Genomic DNA, 23,216 nt, shown 5'->3' on the forward strand with positions numbered 1-23,216 from the left:
ATTAGATAAGAAACTGGCCGGCAATAGTGATTGCCACTATAATAAATAAGATCAACTCCTGGATAAACCGGCGCCTGATAAGCGACAGAAACCTTCCTAAAACGATTGATGTGCCAATGGCCCAAATGGGCATCACTTCCAGCGAATAGTAGGGGGTAATAGCGGCCACAACACACAATACAATTAGCCAAATAAATATCCGGTAGTGCTTTCGCGTGATAATTTTAATGGCTGGCAGTATTCTGACTACCGAAAGAATTGAAACGAATACCAGGAAAATGATGAAACCATTGTATATCTGCGAGTAAATAGTATGATTGAAAAAGGCAATGGGTGAAATAAAGTTTTCTACCACAGTTTCTAAAAACACATCTGCCTGATCGAACCAAAAATAATAGGCAAATGAAAACAAATATGGAAGCGCCAGACCAATGATGGATGCCATGAAACTGCGAATCGTTAGGAGGCGTAGGATAAACATGATCATCCATAAGAAGGCCATAAAATAGATACCTTTGGCATAAAACAGCGTACCAAGTGATAGCGCGAATGACGCCTCAAAGCACCAGGTCATCGCTTTGCGCTGTCCGGCAGCCGAAAAGAGGCGTTCAATGGCTAAAATAAGGAGTGGCGTGAAAAACCATACCGGGTGCAGCTTCTGGGCCATCAGGTAGGCGCTGACCAAAAGCATATATATAAAGCCGGGCAGATTGGTTTGTCCGTTAAACAGGTTATACCTGTTGACCACCCTATTGACACTGAACATCATTATCAGCGCAATAAGCAGGCTGATAACTGATGCCAGTAAATGATTACTTTTCAGAACACCGATCACCAAGTCCCAAAGAGGCATTGGATTATGATCGTATGGGAAACTGGGCGATTGATCAAACAAAAGGGTATTGATCCAAAACCCTATCAGTAGCAAAGGCATGAGGGCCAATGCGACAATGTCGTTTCTGTTGAGTGTTCTAAAAAGCATAAGTACTATAAATCAAATCCGATATCTGAACGGAAATATTTTCCTTCGTAAGTGACTGTTTGCGCGTTGGCAAAAGATTGCTTTAAGGCCTCTTCTTTGGTATTTCCATAGGCTGTCATGGCAATAACACGACCGCCAGAGGTCACTACCTGCCCGTCCTTATCGGCTGTTCCGGCATGGAAAACCAGGCCTTCGCTTATCTTCTCGAGTCCGCTTATTTCTTTGTCTTTTTCATAGGCTTCAGGGTAACCTCCTGAAACGCACATCACCGTAGTAGCAAATCGCTCGTCAACCTCAATGGTTTTCTTGCGCAATTCGCCGGCAGCAACCGCCTCAAACAAGTCAACTAAATCTGTTTTAATACGTGGGATCACCACCTCTGTTTCCGGGTCGCCCATGCGTACATTGTATTCAATCACATAAGGTTCGCCTTCAACGCTCATTAAGCCGATAAACACAAAACCTTTATATGGGATGTTGTCATTAGCTAAACCATCTATCGTTGGCTTAACAATGCGATCGTGAACTTTCTTCATGAATACGTCATCGGCAAATGGTACCGGAGAGATTGCACCCATGCCGCCAGTGTTAAGGCCTGTGTCGCCTTCTCCAATACGTTTATAATCTTTGGCCTCGGGCAAAACCACATAGCCATGGCCATCGGTTAATACAAATACCGATAGCTCGATACCACTTAGGAATTCTTCAATCACCACGGTGCTGGAAGCATCACCAAACTTACCACTGAGCATTTCTTTCAACTCAGCTTCTGCTTCGGTTATTTCATCTAATATAAGCACCCCTTTACCGGCTGCCAGGCCATCGGCTTTCAGCACATAAGGTGCTTTTAGTGTTTTCAGGAAAGCAAGCCCTTCTTCCAGGTTAGCTTGTGTGACTGACAGATAGGCTGCAGTTGGGATGTCATGGCGCATCATAAATGCTTTGGCAAATTCTTTACTGCCTTCCAGTTTAGCACCTTCTTTACCTGGACCTATTACCGGTACATGTGCAATTTGAGGATCGTTTAATACGAAATCCTTCACACCTCTTACTAAAGGTTCCTCGGGACCTACAACAATCAGGTTGATGTTGTTGTCAATAACAAAAGCTTTGATGGCTTCAAAGTCATTAGGATTGATGTTGACATTGGTGCCTACTTCTTTGGTGCCTGCATTACCAGGGGCAATAAACAATTGTGTTAGTTTTTCACTTTGTGCCATTTTCCAAGCCAATGCGTGCTCACGTCCTCCCGAGCCTAATAGTAAAATATTCATGTTCTAGGTATTAATATCAGCCTACCGAAACAAGATGGTTTCAATAATCTGGTTATTGTATTAATGTTTTATCAATTCAATAAATGCGTGTTCAACGTCACATTTCCAGTGGTTTAAACTGGTAGCCCTGTTCCAACAATTTTTCCAAAGCAGCAGGAAGCGCATAATTCATCCGTTTCCAGGCTTTTTTCGAATCATGAAAAAGCAGTATAGAGCCATCACGTGTATGGTCCATAACATTGGCCAGTACTTCATGCTGACTCAGGCGATTGTCATAGTCCATGGATAGAACATCCCACATGACGATGTGCTTAAACTGGTCATTGAGTGCTCGCATATACCAAGGATACAATTGTCCGTGCGGAGGCCGAAACAACCCGCCAGGTATATATGGTTTTGCTTTTTCAATATTGTCAAAATAGGCCTCGCGTGAACATTTCCACGCAGGCAAATGGTTATAGGCATGGTTCCCCACGCTATGACCTTTCTTTACGAGTTCAGCCAGTAACCCTTGGTTTTTATGGGCATTTTCGCCGACGCAAAAAAACGTGGCCTTGAGCTGATATTGCTCCAGTAACTGCATCACCCAAGTCGTTTCCTTTTCAACCGGACCGTCATCAAAGGTGAGGTAAAGTGTTTTACCTACACCTTTCTGTCGCCACAGTGTGTGGGGGAACAAGGCCCTGAGTGCAGCTGGTGGCTGAACTTTCCAACTCATGTTTTACTCGTTGAAGAAGCCCATGCGTTGCATGTTTTTCTCATAATCTTTCTCCAGGAACTTCATTAAGTCCTCTCGGTTATATCGTTGAGCCATCTTCACTACTTCCATATAAATAGCCATGGCTGTTTCTGGTTCTCTTCCGGCTGTTGCACGTTTGAAAGATGGCAATGAGTTGAAGTATTCCAACTCTTTCAGGCGTTCATTGGCCAGTGCTGTTAGTATCTCATCACCTTTCTCAAATTCACCAATGCGGAAGTAACCTTCAGCCAAAAAGATGCTGAAATAGTTGTGAGGCACACGCTCGGCACTTAATACTTCCATGCTTTTATCCAGAATGTTTCTGGCCTTGTCGTTCTGGCCCTCATCAATAAGCGACGTAGCCAGGCGTGACAGGTTATTACGGATATTGGTTGCCATCCGCAGATGGTTTTCATCCAGGTATACATTTGGATTTTCAAAACCACCCCACTTGAAGTCTTCCATTACATGTTGATACATACGCTCGGTCTCAACGCGGCCATATTGTCCGTCGTTATTAAGCGTTTTGATAGGTACCACCTGGTAGGCAAAACCTTCTAGCTGGAAATAATCCTGCAGGCTAACGTAGTTATCTGAACCTACTGTAACAGCAAAGTAGATGGGGCGTTCCCAATCGTTATTGGCCAGCATATCCAGTATCATTAATTCATTCTTCAGAATCATGTCTTTCTGAAGGTTGATGTCTAACTCTGAAGTGATTAAGTGAGCAGCATCTTCGGATACGATGCCTCTTTGCAGCACCTTTAAACTGTCAGCAGGTAGCTTAAACTGTTTAGAAGGCAGGTACTCCAGGTATCCTGCATATTCTGGCACTTGCTTGGTTTTAGGATTGTCGCTGGCCACAAACTTAATGGCTTCTTTCAAATCCACTGCACCCTTGATGCGATCCAAGAGGTACACCACATCACGACTACCGGTGACATATTGATCGTGCTCCAATGAGAATGGCAGCGGATCCGATTCATACGCTTTGCGCTTCATCTGGTCGATGTACCATTCGGTTTGCAGGTAACTCAGGTTACAAACGCGCACATCCGTTCTGATACCTTCCACTTCCTGGGCATACCAAAGAGGGAAGGTGTCATTATCACCATTGGTAAATATGATGGAGTTGGGCGCACAACTGTTAAGGTAGTTATAGGCCAAATCGCGGGCAACATACCTTTCTGAACGGTTGTGATCATCCCAGTTTTCGTTAGCCATAATGCCTGGTACCAACACCAATGACAAACCGGTTGCCAAACTGGCAGCTACCGAACCCGGCATAAATCGTTTAATGCCATTGACAATAGTCAATACTCCCAAGCCAATCCAGATGGCAAATGCATAGAAAGAGCCGGCATAGGCGTAATCACGTTCACGTGGCTGCAATGGTGTCTGGTTCAGGTATAGTACAATCGCCAATCCGGTTAAGAAGAATAGCAGCATCACTATCCAAAAACCTTGCTTGCCGTTTTTGCCAGCGTTATACTGGAAGAATAACCCAGCTAAACCAAGGATAAGCGGTAGCATGTAATATTTGTTACGTGCCGGGTTATTTTTGTAGGTGTCTGGCAGAAGTTCTTCATCCCCAAGACGAGATTCATCAAGGAATTTAATGCCTGTTATCCAGTTCCCTTTATGTATTTCGCCATTACCCTGAATATCGTTTTGACGGCCAGAGAAGTTCCACATAAAGTAGCGGAAATACATGTGATTGACCTGGTAATTGACAAAGAACTTAAAGTTTTCCCACATGGTAGGCACCATCAAGGTGCTTGGGCGACCTGTTTCGTCCTCAATCGTTACACGCTTACCCTTCAGGTTAGTCCATTTTTGATATTCATTTATATGACGGCCTTCGCGACTATACATACGTGGAAACAGGGTTGTGGTGCGATCATCAAATTCATATTTAGGACGGTGATCCACTGTTTTGTATTCGCCGTCTTTTTTAATGCGAACAGGGGCTCCCTTTTGATTACGCATTGCTTCGCGGTCGAGTGGTGAGTTGTAGTTCTGTCCGAAAAATAACGGGCGATCGCCATATTGCTCACGGTTCAGGTACGACATCAACGAGAATACATCTTCAGGTGAGTTCTGATCCATTGGTGGATTGGCGAATGAGCGAATCACAATCATGGCAAATGATGAGTAGCCAATCATGATAACAGTTACGGCCAGTATTATTGTGTTGGCAATCACCATTTTCTTTTTGTAGGTGATTAGAATACCAGCTATGAGTGCAATTACTAAAAGAATCATGTAAAAGATGGCTCCGGTGTTAAACGGTAGTCCGAATCCGTTAACAAAAGCCAGCTCAAACCAGCTCGCTACTTTTACAACACCTGGTATAATACCATATAAAATGCCGCCAAGGATAACCGCTGACAGTGCCAGAGCTTTGATGGTATTGTTTCGGTTGACTTCAAACATTTTGAAGTAATACACCATAACTATAGCAGGAATAGCCAACAGGTTCAAAAGGTGAACGCCAATGGAAAGCCCCATCAGGTAGGCAATTAAAATCAACCAACGGTTTGAATAGGGCTGCCCGGCCACATTTTCCCATTTAAGAATAGCCCAGAATACCACGGCCGTAAACAGTGATGACATGGCGTAAACTTCGCCTTCAACAGCTGAGAACCAGAAGGTATCCGAAAAAGTATAGGCCAAAGCACCTACCAAACCGGCACCCATTACTGACCAGGTGCGCCAGATAGGCGGCTCTTCTTCAGTGATAAATATTTTTTTGGCTAAATGGGTAATGGTCCAGAACAGGAACATGATGGTTAATGCACTGGCCAGGGCCGACATCATGTTAATCATAAAAGCAACAGAACCTGTATCAGGTGCGAATAAAGAGAAGAAACGACCCACTATCATAAAAAATGGTGCCCCGGGAGGGTGTCCCACCAATAGCTTATAGGATGTTGAAATGAATTCGCCACAGTCCCAAAAAGAGGCTGTGGGTTCAATGGTCATGGTATAAACGGTGGCGGAAATGAAAAAAGTGAGCCAGCCGAGTATCAGATTTAAACGCGTATATTGCTTCATAATTACTTAATTTCAGTACAATAGAGTCTGTTGATAGAAGACTGTGCGAGCCTTTCCTTTAGACAAGTTCCAAAAATACAATTTTTTGTTTGTTTGACCTTTACATTATTTGCAATATTGGTAGCTGACAATGCTTTAATAAAATCTTTTAACTTTATACAAAATCATTTCCAATGAAGCTGAAATATTGTTTAATGTTGTTAATCATGACTCTATTGTGTGCTAACGCCATTGATGCACAAAATAATGAAGTGAAAAAGCAACTGAAATTGTATAGGGCAAGTGGCGTAGAGCAAAAGATAGATGTTAGTGGGGCGGAGCTTGAAGAGGTGTTGACCTCAGCGCGCTATTATTTGGGTGTAAAGCACCGGATGGGCGGAACTGATCATAAAGGATTGGATTGCTCCGGACTCGTTTATGTTAGTTTCATGAAGCATGGGGTAAAATTACCTCGCTCTTCAGAAGAACAAGGTCGGTATGGTAAACAGGTGCATGCAGTGAACCGCCTGAGAAGAGGCGATTTAGTGTTTTTTCATATGGATTGGAGTAAAAAACTGGTCAACCATGTGGGTATTTACCTGGGAGATGATGAGTTTATCCATGTTTCGTCTTCGAACGGATGTATTATATCCAACCTGCGCGATAAGCATTGGAAGAAGGGCTTTTTGTTTGGGACCAGATTGTGGTGAAAAAAAAGGGGGGTCCGAAAATCAAAAAATCATAATAATAAACTTATAATTTATAAGAAAACACCTCTCCTCAATCCTCTCCTTCAAGGAGAGGAAGCTACTACTAAATGAATATAACATCTTGTATTAGAGATGGATGTCTTTTAAAATAATGTCACCTTCTCCTTGAGGAGGATTTATTCCGCCAGAGCGGAAAGGCTGGGATGAGGTGATGAAGTTATAGATTATTAGTATAAAAATGTCTCTCTTAATTTCCGTACATCCTCCTTTAAAATCCAGATAAATAAGATTAAAAGTGACTAGTATGTCCATGAAGGATAACCCATCCACCTTTTTTGTTTTCCATCAGCAGGGTTGAAATCCATTTCGATTCAAATGGTTCTTGCTCCTTCATTTTTACCTTTTCGGTGCCAGTCCAGATGCACAGTGCTTTGTATTTCCCAATTTCTTTAACAGTCAGTTTGTTTTCGGTGACTTCTTGCGATTCCACCTTGTTCAGAAAATCGGTATACATGTCTTTAAAGGCCATAAAATCATATTGATGGCCATCGGCAATGAAGGTAAATGAAGGCGATTGATCCCAGTATGATAAGGTCTTGTCGACATCTTTGTCCAGACCAGCCTGAATCATGTCTTCAATGGTTTGTTTAATTTCTTGCTCGGCACTTTGTGCATATGCCACATGGATGCCCCAGCCAATAAGCAGGGTGCTAATTAATAAAATACGTTTCATAGTATCATTTTTTAGGGTGTGAAAAGGCAAAGGTAGCAAGGTTTAAAACCTAAAGTCAAGTGTGGATAATACAAAATGTATCGTTGGCGGGAGATTAAAATAGTCGATACACCGTGTATTTTACCATTTTACTATCTGGTGGACCCGATACACCGTGTATTTGCGTGTTTTAGTATCAAAATGGCCGGATACAACTTGTATCGGGCCCGCTGAGTGTCAAAAAGTCAAAATACACCGTGTATTTGCTTCGCCAAGTCCAAAAATGCAAAGTACACCGTGTATTTGGCTCAACAAGCTCCAAGTAGCAAAAATACACCGTGTATCGACGTTTTTTTAATTTTGGCTCGATACATCGTGTATCGGAAAAAAAATAAAAAGTTGGTGGATATACGGTGTATCGATATGGATGGTATTTTATAATGAATACATGTATTGATGACTAAAGGCTAATGGGAGCTGCACTATTAACCTGAGTTCGACATAAAATTACTGGCTCAAATCGCTTATAAATGTTTAGTTTCAAGGAATATTTGTGAAAGAATAGCGAGCTATGGTGAACAGATATGACGATGAAAATGAATATTTATAAGTGAAACTCTAAGCTTTTCCTTGAATAATTGATTTACTGCTTTAAATTTCATCACCGTAGCTCGCTACGCTTCTGAAACTCGCATTGTAAATCAGTTATTTAAGAAATTTTGAGCTCTGTAATTTTAATCGAACTCAGGTTATTACTTAAACAATAGCCTTCTGTGGCGTTTTACAGCACCTGATACTGCGTATGACAATGATGCAAGCGTTTAGCAGGTACATAATGGCCACCCATCCAATTATAAACCATTCTGATGCCATCACTCTTGTGGCCGTAATAGCACCATTTTGTTGATACATTAGGCTGTCGATATAACGAATAAAGAAGAAGCCAATAACCAATAGACCACACCAAAAGGTTTGAATCAGCAGTGTGGTTTTGGCACTCTTATTAAATCGGTCATCTTTTTCCGGCGTGGCCACCCAAATAAGGGCCGGCAGAATGATGTTTATTATTGGAAACAACAGATAACTCAGGGCAGACAGATTCAGGATGGTTAGTAGGCGATTGTTCTTATATTCATCTTTAAACGGCGCCTCAGTATTGGGAAACAGTACTTGTTTAATTTGTAACAGCGTATTTCCTTTTGGTTGTGTTTGTCCCTGTTCAATGCGTTGAATGGTTCTTACACTGAGTTTAGTTTGATCGGCCAAAACTTCTTGTGACCATCCTTTAGCTTCTCGTGCCTGTTTAATTTTAAGACCTGAATGCAGTGTGCTCATAGTAGATTGTGTGATTGATTCAAGGGCTAATTTAGTTGAATGCCCTATCGACAATTACTTTTTGATGGTGTCATTTTCATGACAATTTCACGACATAGTTCGTTAATTGGCAAATAATTAGATTTATAGCTCTATGCCTAGTTGCTTATAAACGTTGGTTAATTGTTGGTTTAGTACCGGATCATTGATGGTATCCAAAACCATTTTCACCAATTGGCCTTTTTCAAGCTCCTGCTGAAAGGTGTTGGCTGCAAATTGTTGCTTACGCTGGGGCAAAGCAGCATACCATAGGAGGTTGTTCAGGTGTCGGCCTAACAGGTAACTGGCATATTGCAGCGCTTTTTCTTCGAGTCCGCACTCAAAGGCTAAATGAACAAGCGGCAGGTTGCCGGCCACATCAGGGCCAGCCTCAATGGGCAATTCCTTCAGGCTTTTTAAGACGACTGCCTGTGCTTCCTCCATTCTTTTCTGCTCCAGTAAATCGGCAGCAAGCAGGTTGCCAATCTGACGGTATTTGATAACATCAAATGTACGACGGCAATAGTGATCGTAATAAGCTAGTGAGCCATCTCCCAGATCAATTTTATTTATGAAGGTGTTGAGCAGTTGATCAGTATCGTAAAAGATAGGGGTGTTGTCTTGCTGCCTTTGGGGCACAAGTTTGTAAACCAATCCGTCGTACCTTAAATGCTTCTCCAGGCCGTTGAATATTTCCGGGTCGGCACCAATGGTAAAGTAAATGGGGCGTTCCCAATTGTTACTGGCGATTATATCAAGCAGGGCAATGTCATTTTTATACAACACACGCTTGGGACATTGCCATTTAAGGGTGTCCTTATCATCGTATGGTAGTGTGAAGCGATTAACCGGCGAAAAGTCCACCTTCATGCCATTTTGCATGGGTAGTTTCGAAGTTTCCTTGTTGCTTCCAATGAATTGCACAACACTCTGCAAGGGTGCATACTCCGGACTTTGTTCCAGCAATAATGCGTAGTCAAGGTTGCCTGTTTTGTAGCGTTCCTGTGCGATGCTTAGCGAAGTAGGGGGTGTTTGATTAATGGCACCCGCCAGCTGCTGTATGCACCAATCGGCACCCATTAAGCCGTAGTTAATTACTCTAATATCGGTTCTGTAGTCTTCCACTTCCTGCGCATACCAGAGGGGGTAGGTGTCGTTGTCGCCATAGGTGAACAGAATAGCATTGGGTTCGCAAGAGTTGAGATAGCTTTTGGCCTGCATCAGTGCAAATTCTCTTCCCGAGCGATCATGATCATGGTAATTTTGTGTCACCATCAAAAGCGGCACAGCTACAAGCACCAAAATACTTCCCAGTCCCGCCGACAAATAGCTTTTTGTTTTTAAGTAGATGAAATTGATAACCGCGAAAGCTCCAAACGCAATGAAAAGGCCAAATGCAAAAAATGAGCCGACAAATGCGTAATCGCGCTCGCGGGGTTCAAATGGTGTTTGATTGAGGTAAAGGATAATTACCGGTCCGGTCATCAGCATAAGTAAGCCCGTTACGGCCAGGTACTTCTTGCTGTTTTTGCCTTTGTTTATCAGCGACACAATGCCTATTAAACCCAAAATGAGGGGCAGCATAAAATAGACATTGCGCGATGGATTGCTGACGGACAAGCTGTGTAACTGGCTGCCTTCTATGCTATGGTCAATAAACGGAATGCCTGTAATCCAGTTGCCTTTCTGAATATCGCCGTGGCTTTGTTCGTCATTCTGGCGCCCGGAAAAATTCCACATGAAATAGCGAATGTACATGTGGTTGACCTGGTAATTAAAGAAGAAGCGCAGGTTAGTAACGAATGAAGGTTTCTCAGTACTATTAGGATTGGCCCCGGCCCATTGCTGATAGCCGTATTTATGAGCAGGGTTGTTGCTATGCATCCTTGGGAAGATGCCACAGCCCTTATCGTCATAATCATAGCTGTCTGATTTTTTATACGATTCGTAGCCTTGACCGCTTTTGCGATAAGCATCTTTGTATTGCAAATCGCCTGCAGCTGTGTTGTAGTAATGGCCGTATAAAAGTGGATTCTGTGCATACTGTTCGCGGTTCAGAAAACTGTCCAGCGAAAAAACGCTTGAAGGATCATTCAGGTTGATAGGTGTATTGGCATCGGCCCGAATAATAATCATGGCATAAGAAGAGTAGCCAATCATAAATACCAAGGTACATACCGCCAGCATGTGTTGCCAGTTGTTCTTTTTTAGCGTGGCAAAAACCGCATAAAACAAGCCACCAAACACTATTACAGCAAAGGTTAATAAGCCCGCGTTAATGGGTAACCCCCAGCTGCTGACCATCAAAATTTCCATTTTACCTGCCAGCCAAAGCCCGTTTTGTATGATGCCAAAAAGTAAAAGTCCTAATATAGCGCCACCAATGGCCATTGCTTTGGCCAGTAATGCCCACGAGAATGCTTTTTGACGTAATAATATCAGCAATACCAACACCGGAATGATAAGCAGGTTTAGCAAGTGAACACCTACGGAAATGCCCATCAGATAGGCAATCAGTACCAGCCAGCGAGTACCCGAGCCTGTTTGGCTATTGGCATCTTCCCATTTGAGGAATAGCCAGAAACAAAGAGCTGTAAAAAATACAGATAGGGCATATACCTCTGCTTCAACAGCTGAAAACCAGAAGGTGTCAGATACTGCAAAGGCAAGCGCCCCAATGGCAGCTGAACCAGCAAGTAGTAAATAGCCTTTAAGTGTCTGGGTATGTTGACTAAATAGCTTACGAAGCATGTGCTCAGCCGAAAAATACAAAAGCATAACCGTTGCACCTGATGCAAAAACCGATAAGATATTGGCTGTATATGCTATTTGAGATGGTTCAAAAGCGAATAGGTTAAAGGCTTTGCCAAGAATCAGGTAAAAGGGTGCCCCTGGTGGGTGACCGACCTCCATTTTGGCCATGCAGGCGATGAATTCGCCACAGTCCCACAAGCTAACTGTGGGTGCCATGGTGCTCCAGTACAGGATTGATGATATAATAAAGAGGCTCCAGCCCAATACGAGGTTAAGCTTTTTGGTTGAAATCATGATTTCGTGCTATTTTGTTCTTAAAGATAGTTTTTATCACTGATACTCACTTACTACATCCGGGTGATTGTTTTTATGTATGTAACATCAGTTAAGACTCTATTGGTTGTTGGTGTCATAAAACTCTCTGAGTCATACAGGCTAACGAATTCAAGCCAATATTTTTGAAAAAATTTCTTGCATTGAAAGAAAAACTCTCTATCTTTGCATCGCTTTTAAAACAAAAGCATGGGAATTGTCTCATGGTGTAATGGTAGCACAACTGGTTTTGGTCCAGTTAGTCAGGGTTCGAATCCTTGTGAGACAACAACTTAACCTCCTGAAAAAGGAGGTTTATTTTTGATAAGTTTGTCTCATGGTGTAATGGTAGCACAACTGGTTTTGGTCCAGTTAGTCAGGGTTCGAATCCTTGTGAGACAACGTCCGAAACGCTTCTCAATAGATTGGGAGGCGTTTTTTTATTACTACCATTCTGTTTGTATCTTTTTCTAATAACCTAACTAGAACTCCCAGTTTTTGCCCTCTTTTATGAACGATTTGTAGAGCGAAGTAATTCGCACGGGGTTCTCTCTAAATTGCCTTCTTTCATCTAAAGTTTTAGCTTAGGCTATTTGAATTTCTCTTTAATAATTGGCAAATTTCAGGTACTCTAAGGGATTGAGCCAATTAATAATGGAATGAGGTAAGGGCTTTAAATGATGGGTTTGGTATATAGCAAAAAAAAGGGAGCTATTTGCTCCCTTTTATATAAAGTAGAATGATTAACTACTAGTTGTTCAAAGTGTAACGTTTGAAGTCAACAGCTTTTAAGCCTTTGCTTGTATTGTCAAGGTATTGCTTAATAGTTACTTTGTTGTCTTTAACAAACGCTTGCTCCATTAAAGTGTTTTCTTTGAAGAACTTGTTCAGACGACCCATTGCAATCTTTTCCAACATTGCTTCTGGTTTACCCTCGTTACGGGCCATGTCTTTACCAATCTCCAATTCTTTCTCTTTAACATCAGCAGGTACACTGTCGGCGTCAACAGCTACAGGAGCCATTGCGGCAGCCTGCATAGCAACGTCTTTACCAACTTGCTCGTCAATGTCAGCCTGGTTGAAAGCAACCAAAGTAGCCAACTTGTTACCAGCGTGGATGTAGGCAGTAACTGATTCGGCGCTGATTACTTCGTAAGCAGCTAAATCAAGTTTCTCGCCGATTACACCACTTTGCTCAGAAACTAACTCAGCAACTGGACGGCCGTTCAATTCTAACGCTTTTAAAGCTTCTAAGTCAGCTGGATTTTCAGCAATTGCCAAATCAAGAATTGTCATTGCGAAATCAACATAGCTTTCGTTTTTAGCAACGAAGTCAGTTTCGCAGTTTAATACGATTAACGCACCTCTTTTCTTGTCAGCGGTAACTTTTGCCAAAACAACTCCTTCAGTAGCTTCGCGGTCGGCACGCTTGTTAGCGATAGCCTGTCCTTTTTTACGGATGATTTCAACAGCTTTGTCGAAATCGCCTTCAGCTTCTGTTAGAGCTTTTTTACAATCCATCATACCGGCACCGGTACTTTTTCTTAGTTTGCTTACGTCAGCAGCAGTAATAGCCATGATATAATTTTTTAAAGTTGTTAGACAAAAATAATCGAATTACTCGCCTGCAGTTTCTTCTGATGAAGATTCTTTAGCAGGAGCTTCTTCTTTTTTAGCTGCTTCCTTTGCAGGTTCAGCTTTTTTAGCACGAGCTTTCTTTTCTTTCGATCCTTCGTTGTCTTTCTCTACTTTGCGCTCGCTTAATCCTTCCTGAATAGCCTTAGTCATCACCTCAGTAATCAGCTCGATAGACTTAGTGGCGTCATCGTTAGCAGGGATTACGAAATCGATTGGTGCTGGATCTGAGTTAGTATCAACGATACCAAATACAGGAATATTCAAACGAATAGCTTCTTTTACAGCAATGTGCTCTTTCATTACGTCAACAACAAACATTGCAGCAGGAAGACGTGTTAAGTCAGCGATAGAACCTAAAGTTTTATCAAGTTTGGCACGCTGACGGGTAATTTGAAGCCTTTCTCTCTTCGACAAGTTTTTCCACTGACTTGGGTCAGCCATCATTTTGTCGATAGAAGTCATTTTCTTCACCGCTTTACGAATAGTGGGGAAGTTGGTTAACATACCACCTGGCCAACGCTCAGTAACATAAGGCATGTTTACACCACCAACTTTATCAGCGATGATTTCTTTAGCTTGCTTTTTAGTAGCTACAAAAAGCACTTTCCGACCCGATTTTGCAATCTGTTTAAGTGCATCAGCAGCTTCGTCGATCTTCACAGCAGTTTTGTGAAGGTCTAAAATGTGGATTCCATTGCGCTCCATGAAAATGTAAGGCGCCATGGCTGGGTTCCACTTTCTTTTCAGGTGACCAAAGTGTACACCTGCTTCCAATAATTCCTCGAAATTAACTCTTGGCATTGTAATTTTTTTAAAGTTGTTTACTTTCTGTTTAAATCAATCTTCAAGTAGTTCCCCAATAATACGTTGAGAAGTCTTAAAGATTTAGATACTAAACACACCTGATAAATATTAACGTTTAGAGAACTGGAATCTCTTACGTGCTTTAGGACGACCTGGCTTCTTACGTTCAACAACACGTGAATCACGAGTCATGAAACCTTCCGCCTTAAGAGCCGGCTTGCTTTCAGCATCAATTTTTACAAGTGCACGGGCAATAGCTAAGCGAACTGCTTCAGCCTGTCCCTTGAAACCACCACCATAAAGGTTAACTTTAATGTCGTAGTTGTCAGCAACACCAACGGTGTTTAATGGTTGTTTTACAATATATTGTAATGTTGCAGCTGGGAAATATTGCGCTAATTCACGCTTATTGATAGTGATATTACCACTTCCCTGGCTCACATAAATACGAGCAACAGCCGCTTTTCTTCTACCAATCGCATTAATTACTTCCATAGTACTTATTTAATGGCGTTAATATCAATTACTTTAGGTTGTTGAGCTTCGTGCTTGTGTTCAGTTCCAGTATAAACATATAAGTTTCTGAAAAGCTGACGTCCAAGACGGTTCTTAGGTAGCATACCTTTGATAGCTCTTTCAACTAATCTTTCCGGCTTTTTAGCGAACATTTCCGCAGGCGTCACGTCGCGACGTCCTCCTGGGTAACCACTATGGTAGAAAAATAAACGCTGGTCCCACTTGTTACCGGTCATTTTGATTTTGTCTGCGTTTAAGATAATTACATTATCTCCGCAATCTACGTGAGGTGTATAATTTGGCTTATACTTTCCTCTAAGTAGTTTAGCAACTTTTGTAGCTAAACGACCTAATACCATATCAGCAGCATCTACCACAACCCACTCTTTGTTGGCAGTCGCTTTGTTGGCTGAAATCGTTTTGTAACTTAACGTATCCACAGTCTTCCTTTTTAAAATTCGACTTATTAATAAACAGTTTGCAAAGGTAGCGCGTTCGAATCGCAACAATCAGGTCCCACCCCAACTGCCTTGAAACTGAAGGCCATACCTTTCGGCTCGGATAATAATCGGCCGCAAAATTACTGCTTTTATTTTTATTGTGCTAATTATTTGATTAAAAAAGCACTAATGTTTGCTGAAATCATTATTAAGGGACAACTTCGTTATTAAATGGTTCATATGTAGTTGGCAGGGATTGATATTTAAACTATGAGGTTAGATGTAGATTTTTTTCGCCAGGATGTTTTGGTGGTGGCCAGTTCTCTACTGGGTAAGGTGCTGGTTCGACGTTTTAATGACGGCCGGGAAGAACGATTTGTGATTGTTGAAACTGAAGCGTACCGTGGTGAGGAAGATGGTGCCTGCCATGCCAGTAAAGGAAGAACAAGTCGCACCGAAGTCATGTATCACGAAGGTGGTGTGGTTTATGTCTATTTAATTTATGGGATGTATTGGATGTTGAATATTGTTACCGGCCAAAATGATGAACCACAAGCGGTATTAATTCGTGCAGTTAAAAATATAGACGGACCGGGCCGGGTGGGGAAGGTTCTGCATCTTGACAAAAGCTTTTATGGCGAATCAATTGTCATCTCTTCACGTTTGTGGATCGAAGACTCGAAAGAAATAGTAGCAGGTACAGTTCGCCGGACCGAGCGAATCGGAATTGATTATGCTCCTGAAGAGTGGCGAAATAAGAAGTGGCGTTTTGAATGGCTGATGCCTTAATCAAACTTAACTTTCGAAATAAAAAAGTTAGGTGTAAATACCAGGTTAATGCCATAAGAATAGTCAAACTGACTGGCTGGCACATCATAGTATGTTTCTACCATAGCGCTAAACTTTATCTGCTTCATAAACGTTTTGGTAAAGCTCAATTTTGAAGTAATTAAGTTGCGGTATTCGGTGTAATACCCTGGCTGGTAGTTGGATGTTGACTGAAATATAGAATTTCCTTTAGGTGCCAGAAAATTGTGCGCTCGCCAGAAGCCGGTCATTAATGTGCCGTATTTGTAGTTGACCTCTGCTACCGGATATATGGCATTACCATTGGTGAAATCCCAGCCAGATTGAGCAGTGAGATCATGATAAGTAGCAAAATAGGTGGCAATGCCAATGTCTCGGATAAATCCCTCTCCAATATCGTAGCTCATTTTTAGTCCGGTTGCCAGGTTGGCTAATGATTGCATACGTTCACTATAGTTACTTATCTGTCCTCCTAGATGAGTGGCCACAAGTTGCCCGGGAATGCTCAAACTGAAATCGCTTTCTGGTTTTGTAAGTGTAAATTCGGTACTCAAACCAGCGGTAAATTTTTCAGGTTTATCATCGCCTAAAAAGATAAACTGCTCCCAGTCTACCCAGGTGTCCAACCATAGTTTATCAGAGGTATATACAAACTGAAATCCGTTTTCTATGGGGCGTGTATATTGATTTTCAGGATCGAATAAAGGCTCTATTAATCGGTGGTGTATATCGCCTTTAAGTCCCCCCATTATTAAATCAAGTTTGTCGGTAAGTTTTGTGTGTATAGAAAATGTTGGTAGTACTTCTGTGAATTCGTTCATGCCACTGAACTGGATGACATGCACACCTGCCTTTATTCGTAAACGGGAACCTGCATAATAAACCAATGAGGGTTGGGCTGTGTAACCCATTAGGGTATATCCTTCAATGTAGTTGCCGAAGTATTCGTTGTTTTTAACGAAGTTGTTGTTTTCAAGTCTGAAATACAGGTTGTTGCCTGCGTTTTCTTTGAATTCAGGATAGTAATATCGCCAGGTTTGGTCAACCTGTGCAAGACTCATACTGCACCAAAATACCACACAACAAAGTACACCAATCCCACGAAACATTTGCTTAATTAGTTAGATGATTTCCCAATTTTTAAACACTCACCTACTAATACTTTATTGCGATAAAAAAGTTATAAAAAAAGATAAATTTTTTTAATCGATTTGTTATTTGGAATAATTACGCATACATCTTACTTAGCTCCAGTAGTTCAATTAACTGGTCGTAACGCCTATCTTCATACATTACTTCATCGCCAGTGTTCATTTTTATGCGCTGTAATTCGGGTTTAACTTCTTTAACCTGATTGAGGTTGATTAAATAATGTGGATGACATCTGAAAAAAGAATGATCAGTCAGCATGGCTTCATAGCGCCTCAAAGGTTTAGCTGCAAAGTAGTAACTGTTGTCAGTCATGTAGAAATTAGCTCCTCCCTGAATCGCTTTGCCCCAAGCAATTTCGTTGACATTGAACACTCTGAAGTTGGTTTTACCCTGTAAGATTATTTGATGCTCATTGTGTTCGATGTTATTGAAAAGGGTTTGTATTTTGAGTCTGTAATTCTGGTCAAGCAGTTCGTCAATGGCTTTGTCAATGGCAATTACCAATTCGTTAATATCGAATGGTTTGAATACAAATTCAACTGCAGCATGCTGCAAGGCTTTAACCGCGTACTCATGATAGGCCGACATAAATACGATCTTAAAGTCCATGTTTTTACAAAGTTTGATAACGTCAAATGAGGTTCCATCAATTAAGTGAATGTCCATTAATAAAAGCTCTGGTTGAAGGCTGTTTATTTTGTCAACTGCCTCATTCACTCGTTCAGCCTTGCCAACGATGTTGATCTCAGGGAAGTGCTTTTCAATAACCCTGCATACAGCTAATGCATTGAGCGGATCGTCTTCTATTATTAATGTTTTTATTCGTTTCATTTCAGGTTTTTAAGGTTGTTTCCTGGGTGATTAAAGGTATTGATATGCGGGCTATTGTGCCTCTTTCAAACGGGTCTTTCTTCTTTTTGTCGAAGATTTCAAATGTTGTTTTCTGTTTTGTGTCTTTCTCTAATATGCTAAGTCTTTCCTGGGTAATCTTTATAGCCATCGATTCGTGCTGTTTTTCGCTTTTGCTTAATCGATCCTGATAATCAATGCCCAGGCCGTTATCATCTACTTCCAGAATCATTTGATTCCCGTTTTTGAGAATGCGAACAATAAGCTTGCCAGTTTCACCCAGTGGCTTAAGGCCGTGTTCTATTGCGTTTTCTACAAATGGTTGAATCAGCATAGGCGGGATAACTACCTTGTTGTTCTTTATTTCGTCGCTGATGATAATATCAAATGTAAAGGGCGGGGAGAAGCGAAGTTGCTGTATTTTCAAGTAGTATTGCAACATTTCGGTTTCTTCCTGGATGGGGATAAACTCATAGTTGCTACTGCGTAATACATGTCGCATCAACTTGGAAAAGTCAGATAAAAAGCGGCTGGACTTCTCCATGTTGTTTTCCAATATAAATACCTGTATGGCGCTTAGAGCATTAAAAATAAAATGCGGATTCATTTGGGAGCGCAGCAGGCGCTGCTGAAAGCGCAGGTTTTTATAACGACTGCGCAGTCTTCCCTGGAATATTATGAGCATGGCAACTACCACCAGTACAATTACTACAACTACTGTTGCCACAAGCACCGAGCGCTGCTTGGATAGCAATGTTTTTTGCAACAATGCTTCTTTGTTCAATTCATCTATTTGCAGTTGCTGCAGGGTATTGTTGTATTTGGCTTCAATGGAAGCCATATGAAACAGATTTTTCTCATTAAGTATACTATCCTTAAAACTTGTTGCCAGCTTGTAGTATTCAAGGGAGCGATTGTATAGCTGGTTTTGCTCATAGGCTTTTGAGAGCAGTGATGCTGCTTCTTCGGCTGTGTATTTCGAGCCAATTTCCATGGCCATGTTTAAGCCTTGCTCCAGGTAGGTGATGGCCCGGTTTGGCAGATTGTCATTCAGGTATGTTTTACCTATTTGTGTGTAGCTAACCGAGGTAAGCATACGATCTTCCAACTCCTGATTGATCTCTAATGCTTTTAAAAGGTAGTCGAGTGCCAATCTGTTTTGCTGCTTGGCTATATAGGCACTGCCTATGCTGTTGTAGCAGATGGATTGGCCCACCCGGCTGTTGATTTGCGTATTGTAATCAAGTGATTTAAAATAATAATACATGGCCGAATCCAGCTGGTTCAGCTTCATGTAAGCTTCACCAATATTATTGGTATTAATGGCCATACCCAGCATATTATTCATCCGTTCGGATATGTGTAACCCGCGTCTGAAATATTCAATGGCCGAATGATACCTTTCCATGGCTATACTTACATTACCCATTCCGTTAATGGCCTTGCTAAGGCTAAGTGAGTCATTGCATTGTTCGGCTAGTTGGAGCGCTTTCATATGCATATCCAGCGCCTGTGGGTTTTCATCTATTCGTCGAAATATAACGCCTATTTGGTTATAAGCTCTTGTTTGAAACTGCAGGTTGTTTGAGGCTTCGGCTATGTTAAGTGCCTTTTGCAGCATCTTCATAGCATCAGAATAGTAGGATTTGTTGCGGAGCCTTTGACCTACAAGTGTATAAATATTGAAAAGGTAGTTGTTGAAATCACCTTTTATCGCCATATCTTCAGCCTCCTTCAGGTAGTTGTCAAAAGCGGGTAAGTTGCCCGAGCTGGCATCATACGTTTCATTCGATTGTAAAATAAGCTGTTCAATCATCAATGAATCCTGTGCAGATACAGATGTTTCTATCAGTTCATCAGAAACTTCCGCCTTTTGAAAGTCGCAACTGAATAATACGAACGAGGTAATTAATATGATGAGTGTGTTTCTCAGATCCAAAATTCTTCGACTTTAGTGAACGGCTAATTTACACTTTAGTACAAATTATAAAAATTTAAGCGTGAATGTTTTTATTTGAACAGAAAGTTATTAACCAAGTTATAAACACTACCAAGGCGGGAATAAATATATATTTGCACGAAAATTATAGAAGGCTGTGAAGATAGGAAAGCTTGAATTAGGGGATAAACCATTGTTTTTGGCACCAATGGAAGATGTGACTGATCCGTCATTCCGGGTGTTTTGCAAAGAGCAGGGAGTAGATATGATGTATACCGAGTTTGTGTCGGCCGATGCATTGGTGCGCAATGTTAATCGTTCGTTGCGCAAGCTGGAGTTGATGGATGCGGAGAGACCTGTTGGGATACAGATTTATGGAAATGATATAGAGAAGATGGTGGTGGCAGCCAAAATGGCTGAAGCGGCTAATCCTGACGTGATTGATTTGAATTTTGGCTGTCCGGTTAAAAAAATTGCCGGTAAAGGAAGTGGTTCAGGTCTTTTGCTGGATATCCCAAAGATGCTGGCGATTACCGATGCTGTTGTAAAGGCTGTAAATATACCTGTTACTGCCAAAACCCGATTGGGTTGGGATAGTGAATCGCTGGTGATTGAGCAGGTGGCAGAGCAATTACAGGATGTTGGCGTAAAGGCCTTGTGTATTCATGGGCGCACCAAAGAGCAAATGTACAATGGAATAGCCGACTGGACCCTGATTGGGAAAGTGAAGGAAAATCCGCGCATCAACATACCAATTATTGGTAACGGCGATGTTGACAGCCCGCAGAAGGCCAAGCAGTTTTTTGATGATTATAATGTGGATGGTTTGATGATTGGCAGGGCGTCCATTGGAAGACCATGGATATTTAAAGAGATAAAGCACTTTCTGGATACAGGTGAATTGCTTCCGCCTTTGACTATTAAAGAGCAGGCTCAATTGATGGATGAGATTGTACAAAAATCCTGCGCAATGATTGGAGAGCGTCGTGGAATACTGCATGCCCGCCGCCATCTGGCCATTCCGTTTAAAAATCTACCTGATATCAGGCCATTGCGTATCCAGCTGTTAAGAGAAAAGACAGTTGCCGGGATATCAGAAGTGCTTATGCAAATTGGCGATAAGTATGCTGATTATTCAGAGGCTGACTCGGCGTAATACCTGCCAACAATCACTCTTACCGGATACCAGGCTGCCAGGGCGCTGATAATGGAAACGGTAATAATGACCAGGACCACATCTGTCCATTGCAGCACCACGGGGTAGGCATCGGTTATATAATTGCCACTGCCACTAAATTTGATGATGCCGAAATGTTCTTGCACTAAAACGATGACAATTCCCAGCAATGAGCCTATGATAATGCCAGCAACTGAAATTAACCAGCCTTCAGTCATGAAAATGCGGGTGATTAAACGCTTATTAGCACCCATGCTTTTAAGCGTAAAAATGCTTTCCTTCTTTTCGTAAATAAGCATGGCCAGATTGGCCACAATATTAAAGGCTGCAATGGCTATAATAAAGCTAAGTATGATGTAGGCCATGAGCTTTTCCACCTTCATCACTTTATAAAACGCCTCGTGTTGTTCCTGTTGGTTCAATACATTCATTTGCTCACCAGCCAATGCCTGAATGGCTTTTTCTACTTTCGCTATGTCGGCATTGTCATCTACCTTAATGGCCAGCGACGAGATGGTTTTGTCATCGTATTGTAATAATCTTCGGGCTTGTTCAATGTCAACAATCAGGTATTGTCCGTCATACTCTTCCTGATTGACGGCAAAGAAACCTGATGGGCTTAAGTATTCTTGCCTGAAAGCATTTTGTGGTGCCATCATGTTAACATTGCCCAGGCGCTTGGGAACATACATGGTAAGCGGTGTCACAAAATTGAGCCGAATAGCCAGCTGATCGGCCAGACGTTTACCAATAACCCCTCTGAACTCCGATTTGTATTTTAGCTCATACTTGCCATCAATCATTATTGAATCGATGCTGCTCACCTTATTAAACATGGTATCAACACCCATAATCATGCCGGGTATTTTGCGCTGGCGGAATCGAAGTAGTGCCTGATGTTCCAGTACCTCTGAGATGCTTAGCACACCTTCGGTTTGCTTAATATCTTCATAAGGTATTGAGTCGGTAGATATTACTTTCCCCGTTAAGGGTACAACTTTTAAATCAGGATCGAAAGCTGTGTACAGATCGCCCATTAGACCATGCACCCCGTTGAAGACAGATAGCACGATTACCAAAGCCATACTGCCTGTTAATACGCCGAAAACCGAAATCATCGAGATGATGTTAATAATGTTCTGCGATTTCTTGGCGTATAAATACCGGCGCGCTATGTCAAAGGCTAACTTCATGCGTTATTACTTTTGGGCTACTACCATTAAACCGGTTCCTTTGCTGTGACGTGTGCTAATATCTATCCAGTTGAGTACGAAGGCAATTGGATAAGTAACCAGGTAATAGAATGGCAATGCAATGAAGAATAACTTGGTGGTATTGAGTGCTTTAATAGGAAATTTCATTGAAAGGCGCCATGAAATATTACCGGCTTTCCCATATGTATAGGATGTTCGAATGTTTCTGAACCCTGCCTTTGTCAGTTTCTTTCTGATATCTTCGGCGTTATAGCCATCTCGCACGTGTTCATCAATAAAACCATGCACGCCTTCGTCTTCGTGGTGGTGATGTGTATCTGAGCCTCCCATATCCGATGGTGTAGAGATAATAAGCGTTGCATCTTTTTTCATCGACTGGTAGAAATTGGCAAAAACCAATTCGTCTTCAAGGATATGCTCCATCACATCTACTGAAAGAATTAGATCATAGGCTTCTGTATTAACAAATTTTGTGAGGTCGGCATATTCAAAGACCACCCGGTTGTGGCGTTTAATTTTCTCAAAAAACTGGTTGCAGTCAGCAATTTGTTCTTCCTTAACATCAACGCCTTTAATGGTCCACTGCTTGCCAAGCGACGACATATAATACACATATTGACCAAATCCGCTTCCGGCATCCAGCACTTGCATCTCTTTTTGATTCTGGCGCGCTACCCGGCGTAACTCGCGTCGTATATACCAGGCCCTGAGTAAGAGAAGATCGAGTAAGCGGTAAAAAAAGATGCGTAATGCAGGCGTTTGATTAAATACTTTTCCTAATGAACGTTTAATTGGATCGTACTGCATG

At 41.8% G+C, this 23,216-nt stretch carries 19 protein-coding genes and 2 tRNA genes; 5 read left to right on the top strand and 16 right to left on the bottom strand.

From position 1 onward, the window contains the following. Position 1: 1 nt before the first annotated feature. The 4 genes from KDU71_RS08420 to KDU71_RS08435 all read right to left on the bottom strand — a co-directional run bounded on the left by KDU71_RS08420 (position 2) and on the right by KDU71_RS08435 (position 6,052). Positions 2–982, bottom strand: coding sequence for a hypothetical protein (locus KDU71_RS08420; RefSeq protein WP_212189577.1), 981 nt, complete (start codon positions 980–982; stop codon positions 2–4). Positions 983–987: 5 nt separating this feature from the next. Next, on the bottom strand, positions 988–2,256 hold the full coding sequence (gene purD / locus KDU71_RS08425) for a phosphoribosylamine--glycine ligase (protein ID WP_212189579.1): 1,269 nt from the start codon (positions 2,254–2,256) through the stop codon (positions 988–990). Positions 2,257–2,353: 97 nt separating this feature from the next. After that, positions 2,354–2,974 (bottom strand): polysaccharide deacetylase family protein, encoded by a 621-nt coding sequence (locus tag KDU71_RS08430; RefSeq protein WP_212189585.1) that lies wholly within the window; start codon positions 2,972–2,974, stop codon positions 2,354–2,356. A gap of 3 nt (positions 2,975–2,977) precedes the next feature. Continuing rightward, positions 2,978–6,052 (bottom strand): glycosyltransferase family 117 protein, encoded by a 3,075-nt coding sequence (locus tag KDU71_RS08435; RefSeq protein ID WP_212189586.1) that lies wholly within the window; start codon positions 6,050–6,052, stop codon positions 2,978–2,980. A gap of 173 nt (positions 6,053–6,225) precedes the next feature. Here KDU71_RS08435 and KDU71_RS08440 point away from each other — a divergent pair, with 173 nt between their 5' ends. Continuing rightward, positions 6,226–6,741 (top strand): C40 family peptidase, encoded by a 516-nt coding sequence (locus tag KDU71_RS08440; RefSeq protein WP_212189587.1) that lies wholly within the window; start codon positions 6,226–6,228, stop codon positions 6,739–6,741. A 289-nt stretch (positions 6,742–7,030) separates the two neighbouring features. Here the strand turns inward: KDU71_RS08440 and KDU71_RS08445 are convergent, their stop codons facing one another. The 3 genes from KDU71_RS08445 to KDU71_RS08455 all read right to left on the bottom strand — a co-directional run bounded on the left by KDU71_RS08445 (position 7,031) and on the right by KDU71_RS08455 (position 11,854). Then, positions 7,031–7,474: a YybH family protein gene (locus KDU71_RS08445; RefSeq protein ID WP_212189588.1), complete on the bottom strand. Its 444-nt coding sequence runs from the start codon at positions 7,472–7,474 to the stop codon at positions 7,031–7,033. Positions 7,475–8,209: 735 nt separating this feature from the next. After that, complete coding sequence (locus KDU71_RS08450; RefSeq protein WP_212189589.1) at positions 8,210–8,788, bottom strand: helix-turn-helix domain-containing protein; 579 nt, start codon at positions 8,786–8,788, stop codon at positions 8,210–8,212. Positions 8,789–8,911: 123 nt separating this feature from the next. Beyond that, on the bottom strand, positions 8,912–11,854 hold the full coding sequence (locus KDU71_RS08455; protein ID WP_212189591.1) for a glycosyltransferase family 117 protein: 2,943 nt from the start codon (positions 11,852–11,854) through the stop codon (positions 8,912–8,914). 236 nt (positions 11,855–12,090) lie between these two features. Between KDU71_RS08455 and KDU71_RS08460 the strand changes: the two genes are divergently transcribed. Both KDU71_RS08460 and KDU71_RS08465 read left to right on the top strand, forming a co-directional pair. Continuing rightward, positions 12,091–12,161: transfer RNA gene (locus tag KDU71_RS08460), tRNA-Gln, on the top strand. 42 nt (positions 12,162–12,203) lie between these two features. Beyond that, positions 12,204–12,274: transfer RNA gene (locus KDU71_RS08465), tRNA-Gln, on the top strand. Between the two features lie 348 nt (positions 12,275–12,622). On the opposite strand, the gene tsf is transcribed toward KDU71_RS08465, so the two are convergent. From tsf to rplM, 4 genes are all read right to left on the bottom strand, one after another. Beyond that, a complete protein-coding gene (tsf, locus tag KDU71_RS08470; RefSeq protein WP_212189593.1) occupies positions 12,623–13,450 on the bottom strand; it encodes a translation elongation factor Ts in 828 nt (275 codons plus the stop codon). A gap of 39 nt (positions 13,451–13,489) precedes the next feature. Then, entirely contained in the window at positions 13,490–14,311 is an 822-nt protein-coding gene (rpsB, locus tag KDU71_RS08475; protein ID WP_212189595.1) for a 30S ribosomal protein S2, read from the bottom strand. Positions 14,312–14,422: 111 nt separating this feature from the next. Beyond that, positions 14,423–14,809 (bottom strand): 30S ribosomal protein S9, encoded by a 387-nt coding sequence (rpsI, locus tag KDU71_RS08480; RefSeq protein ID WP_212189597.1) that lies wholly within the window; start codon positions 14,807–14,809, stop codon positions 14,423–14,425. Positions 14,810–14,814: 5 nt separating this feature from the next. Continuing rightward, a complete protein-coding gene (gene rplM / locus KDU71_RS08485; RefSeq protein ID WP_212189599.1) occupies positions 14,815–15,270 on the bottom strand; it encodes a 50S ribosomal protein L13 in 456 nt (151 codons plus the stop codon). Between the two features lie 270 nt (positions 15,271–15,540). Here rplM and KDU71_RS08490 point away from each other — a divergent pair, with 270 nt between their 5' ends. After that, positions 15,541–16,059, top strand: a complete 519-nt coding sequence (locus tag KDU71_RS08490) for a DNA-3-methyladenine glycosylase (RefSeq protein ID WP_212189601.1) — start codon at positions 15,541–15,543, stop codon at positions 16,057–16,059. Here KDU71_RS08490 and KDU71_RS08495 read toward each other — a convergent pair. The 3 genes from KDU71_RS08495 to KDU71_RS08505 all read right to left on the bottom strand — a co-directional run bounded on the left by KDU71_RS08495 (position 16,056) and on the right by KDU71_RS08505 (position 20,017). Beyond that, positions 16,056–17,138, bottom strand: a complete 1,083-nt coding sequence (locus KDU71_RS08495; protein ID WP_212189603.1) for a hypothetical protein — start codon at positions 17,136–17,138, stop codon at positions 16,056–16,058. The two genes, KDU71_RS08490 and KDU71_RS08495, sit on opposite strands and share 4 nt — an antisense overlap. Positions 17,139–17,304: 166 nt before the next feature. Then, on the bottom strand, positions 17,305–18,060 hold the full coding sequence (locus tag KDU71_RS08500) for a LytR/AlgR family response regulator transcription factor (protein ID WP_212189605.1): 756 nt from the start codon (positions 18,058–18,060) through the stop codon (positions 17,305–17,307). Between the two features lies 1 nt (position 18,061). Next, the gene (locus KDU71_RS08505) at positions 18,062–20,017 is read right to left on the bottom strand and encodes a histidine kinase (RefSeq protein ID WP_212189607.1); all 1,956 of its coding nucleotides are present in this window, start codon (positions 20,015–20,017) and stop codon (positions 18,062–18,064) included. A gap of 157 nt (positions 20,018–20,174) precedes the next feature. Here KDU71_RS08505 and dusB point away from each other — a divergent pair, with 157 nt between their 5' ends. Next, positions 20,175–21,173, top strand: a complete 999-nt coding sequence (gene dusB / locus KDU71_RS08510) for a tRNA dihydrouridine synthase DusB (protein ID WP_212189609.1) — start codon at positions 20,175–20,177, stop codon at positions 21,171–21,173. Here dusB and KDU71_RS08515 read toward each other — a convergent pair. Next, positions 21,149–22,387: an FtsX-like permease family protein gene (locus KDU71_RS08515; protein ID WP_212189611.1), complete on the bottom strand. Its 1,239-nt coding sequence runs from the start codon at positions 22,385–22,387 to the stop codon at positions 21,149–21,151. The genes dusB and KDU71_RS08515 overlap by 25 nt on opposite strands. A 6-nt stretch (positions 22,388–22,393) precedes the next feature. Beyond that, complete coding sequence (locus KDU71_RS08520; protein WP_212189613.1) at positions 22,394–23,215, bottom strand: class I SAM-dependent methyltransferase; 822 nt, start codon at positions 23,213–23,215, stop codon at positions 22,394–22,396. Between the last annotated feature and the right edge of the window lies 1 nt (position 23,216).

The organism is Carboxylicivirga sediminis (assembly GCF_018156225.1).
Classification (GTDB): domain Bacteria; phylum Bacteroidota; class Bacteroidia; order Bacteroidales; family Marinilabiliaceae; genus Carboxylicivirga; species Carboxylicivirga sediminis.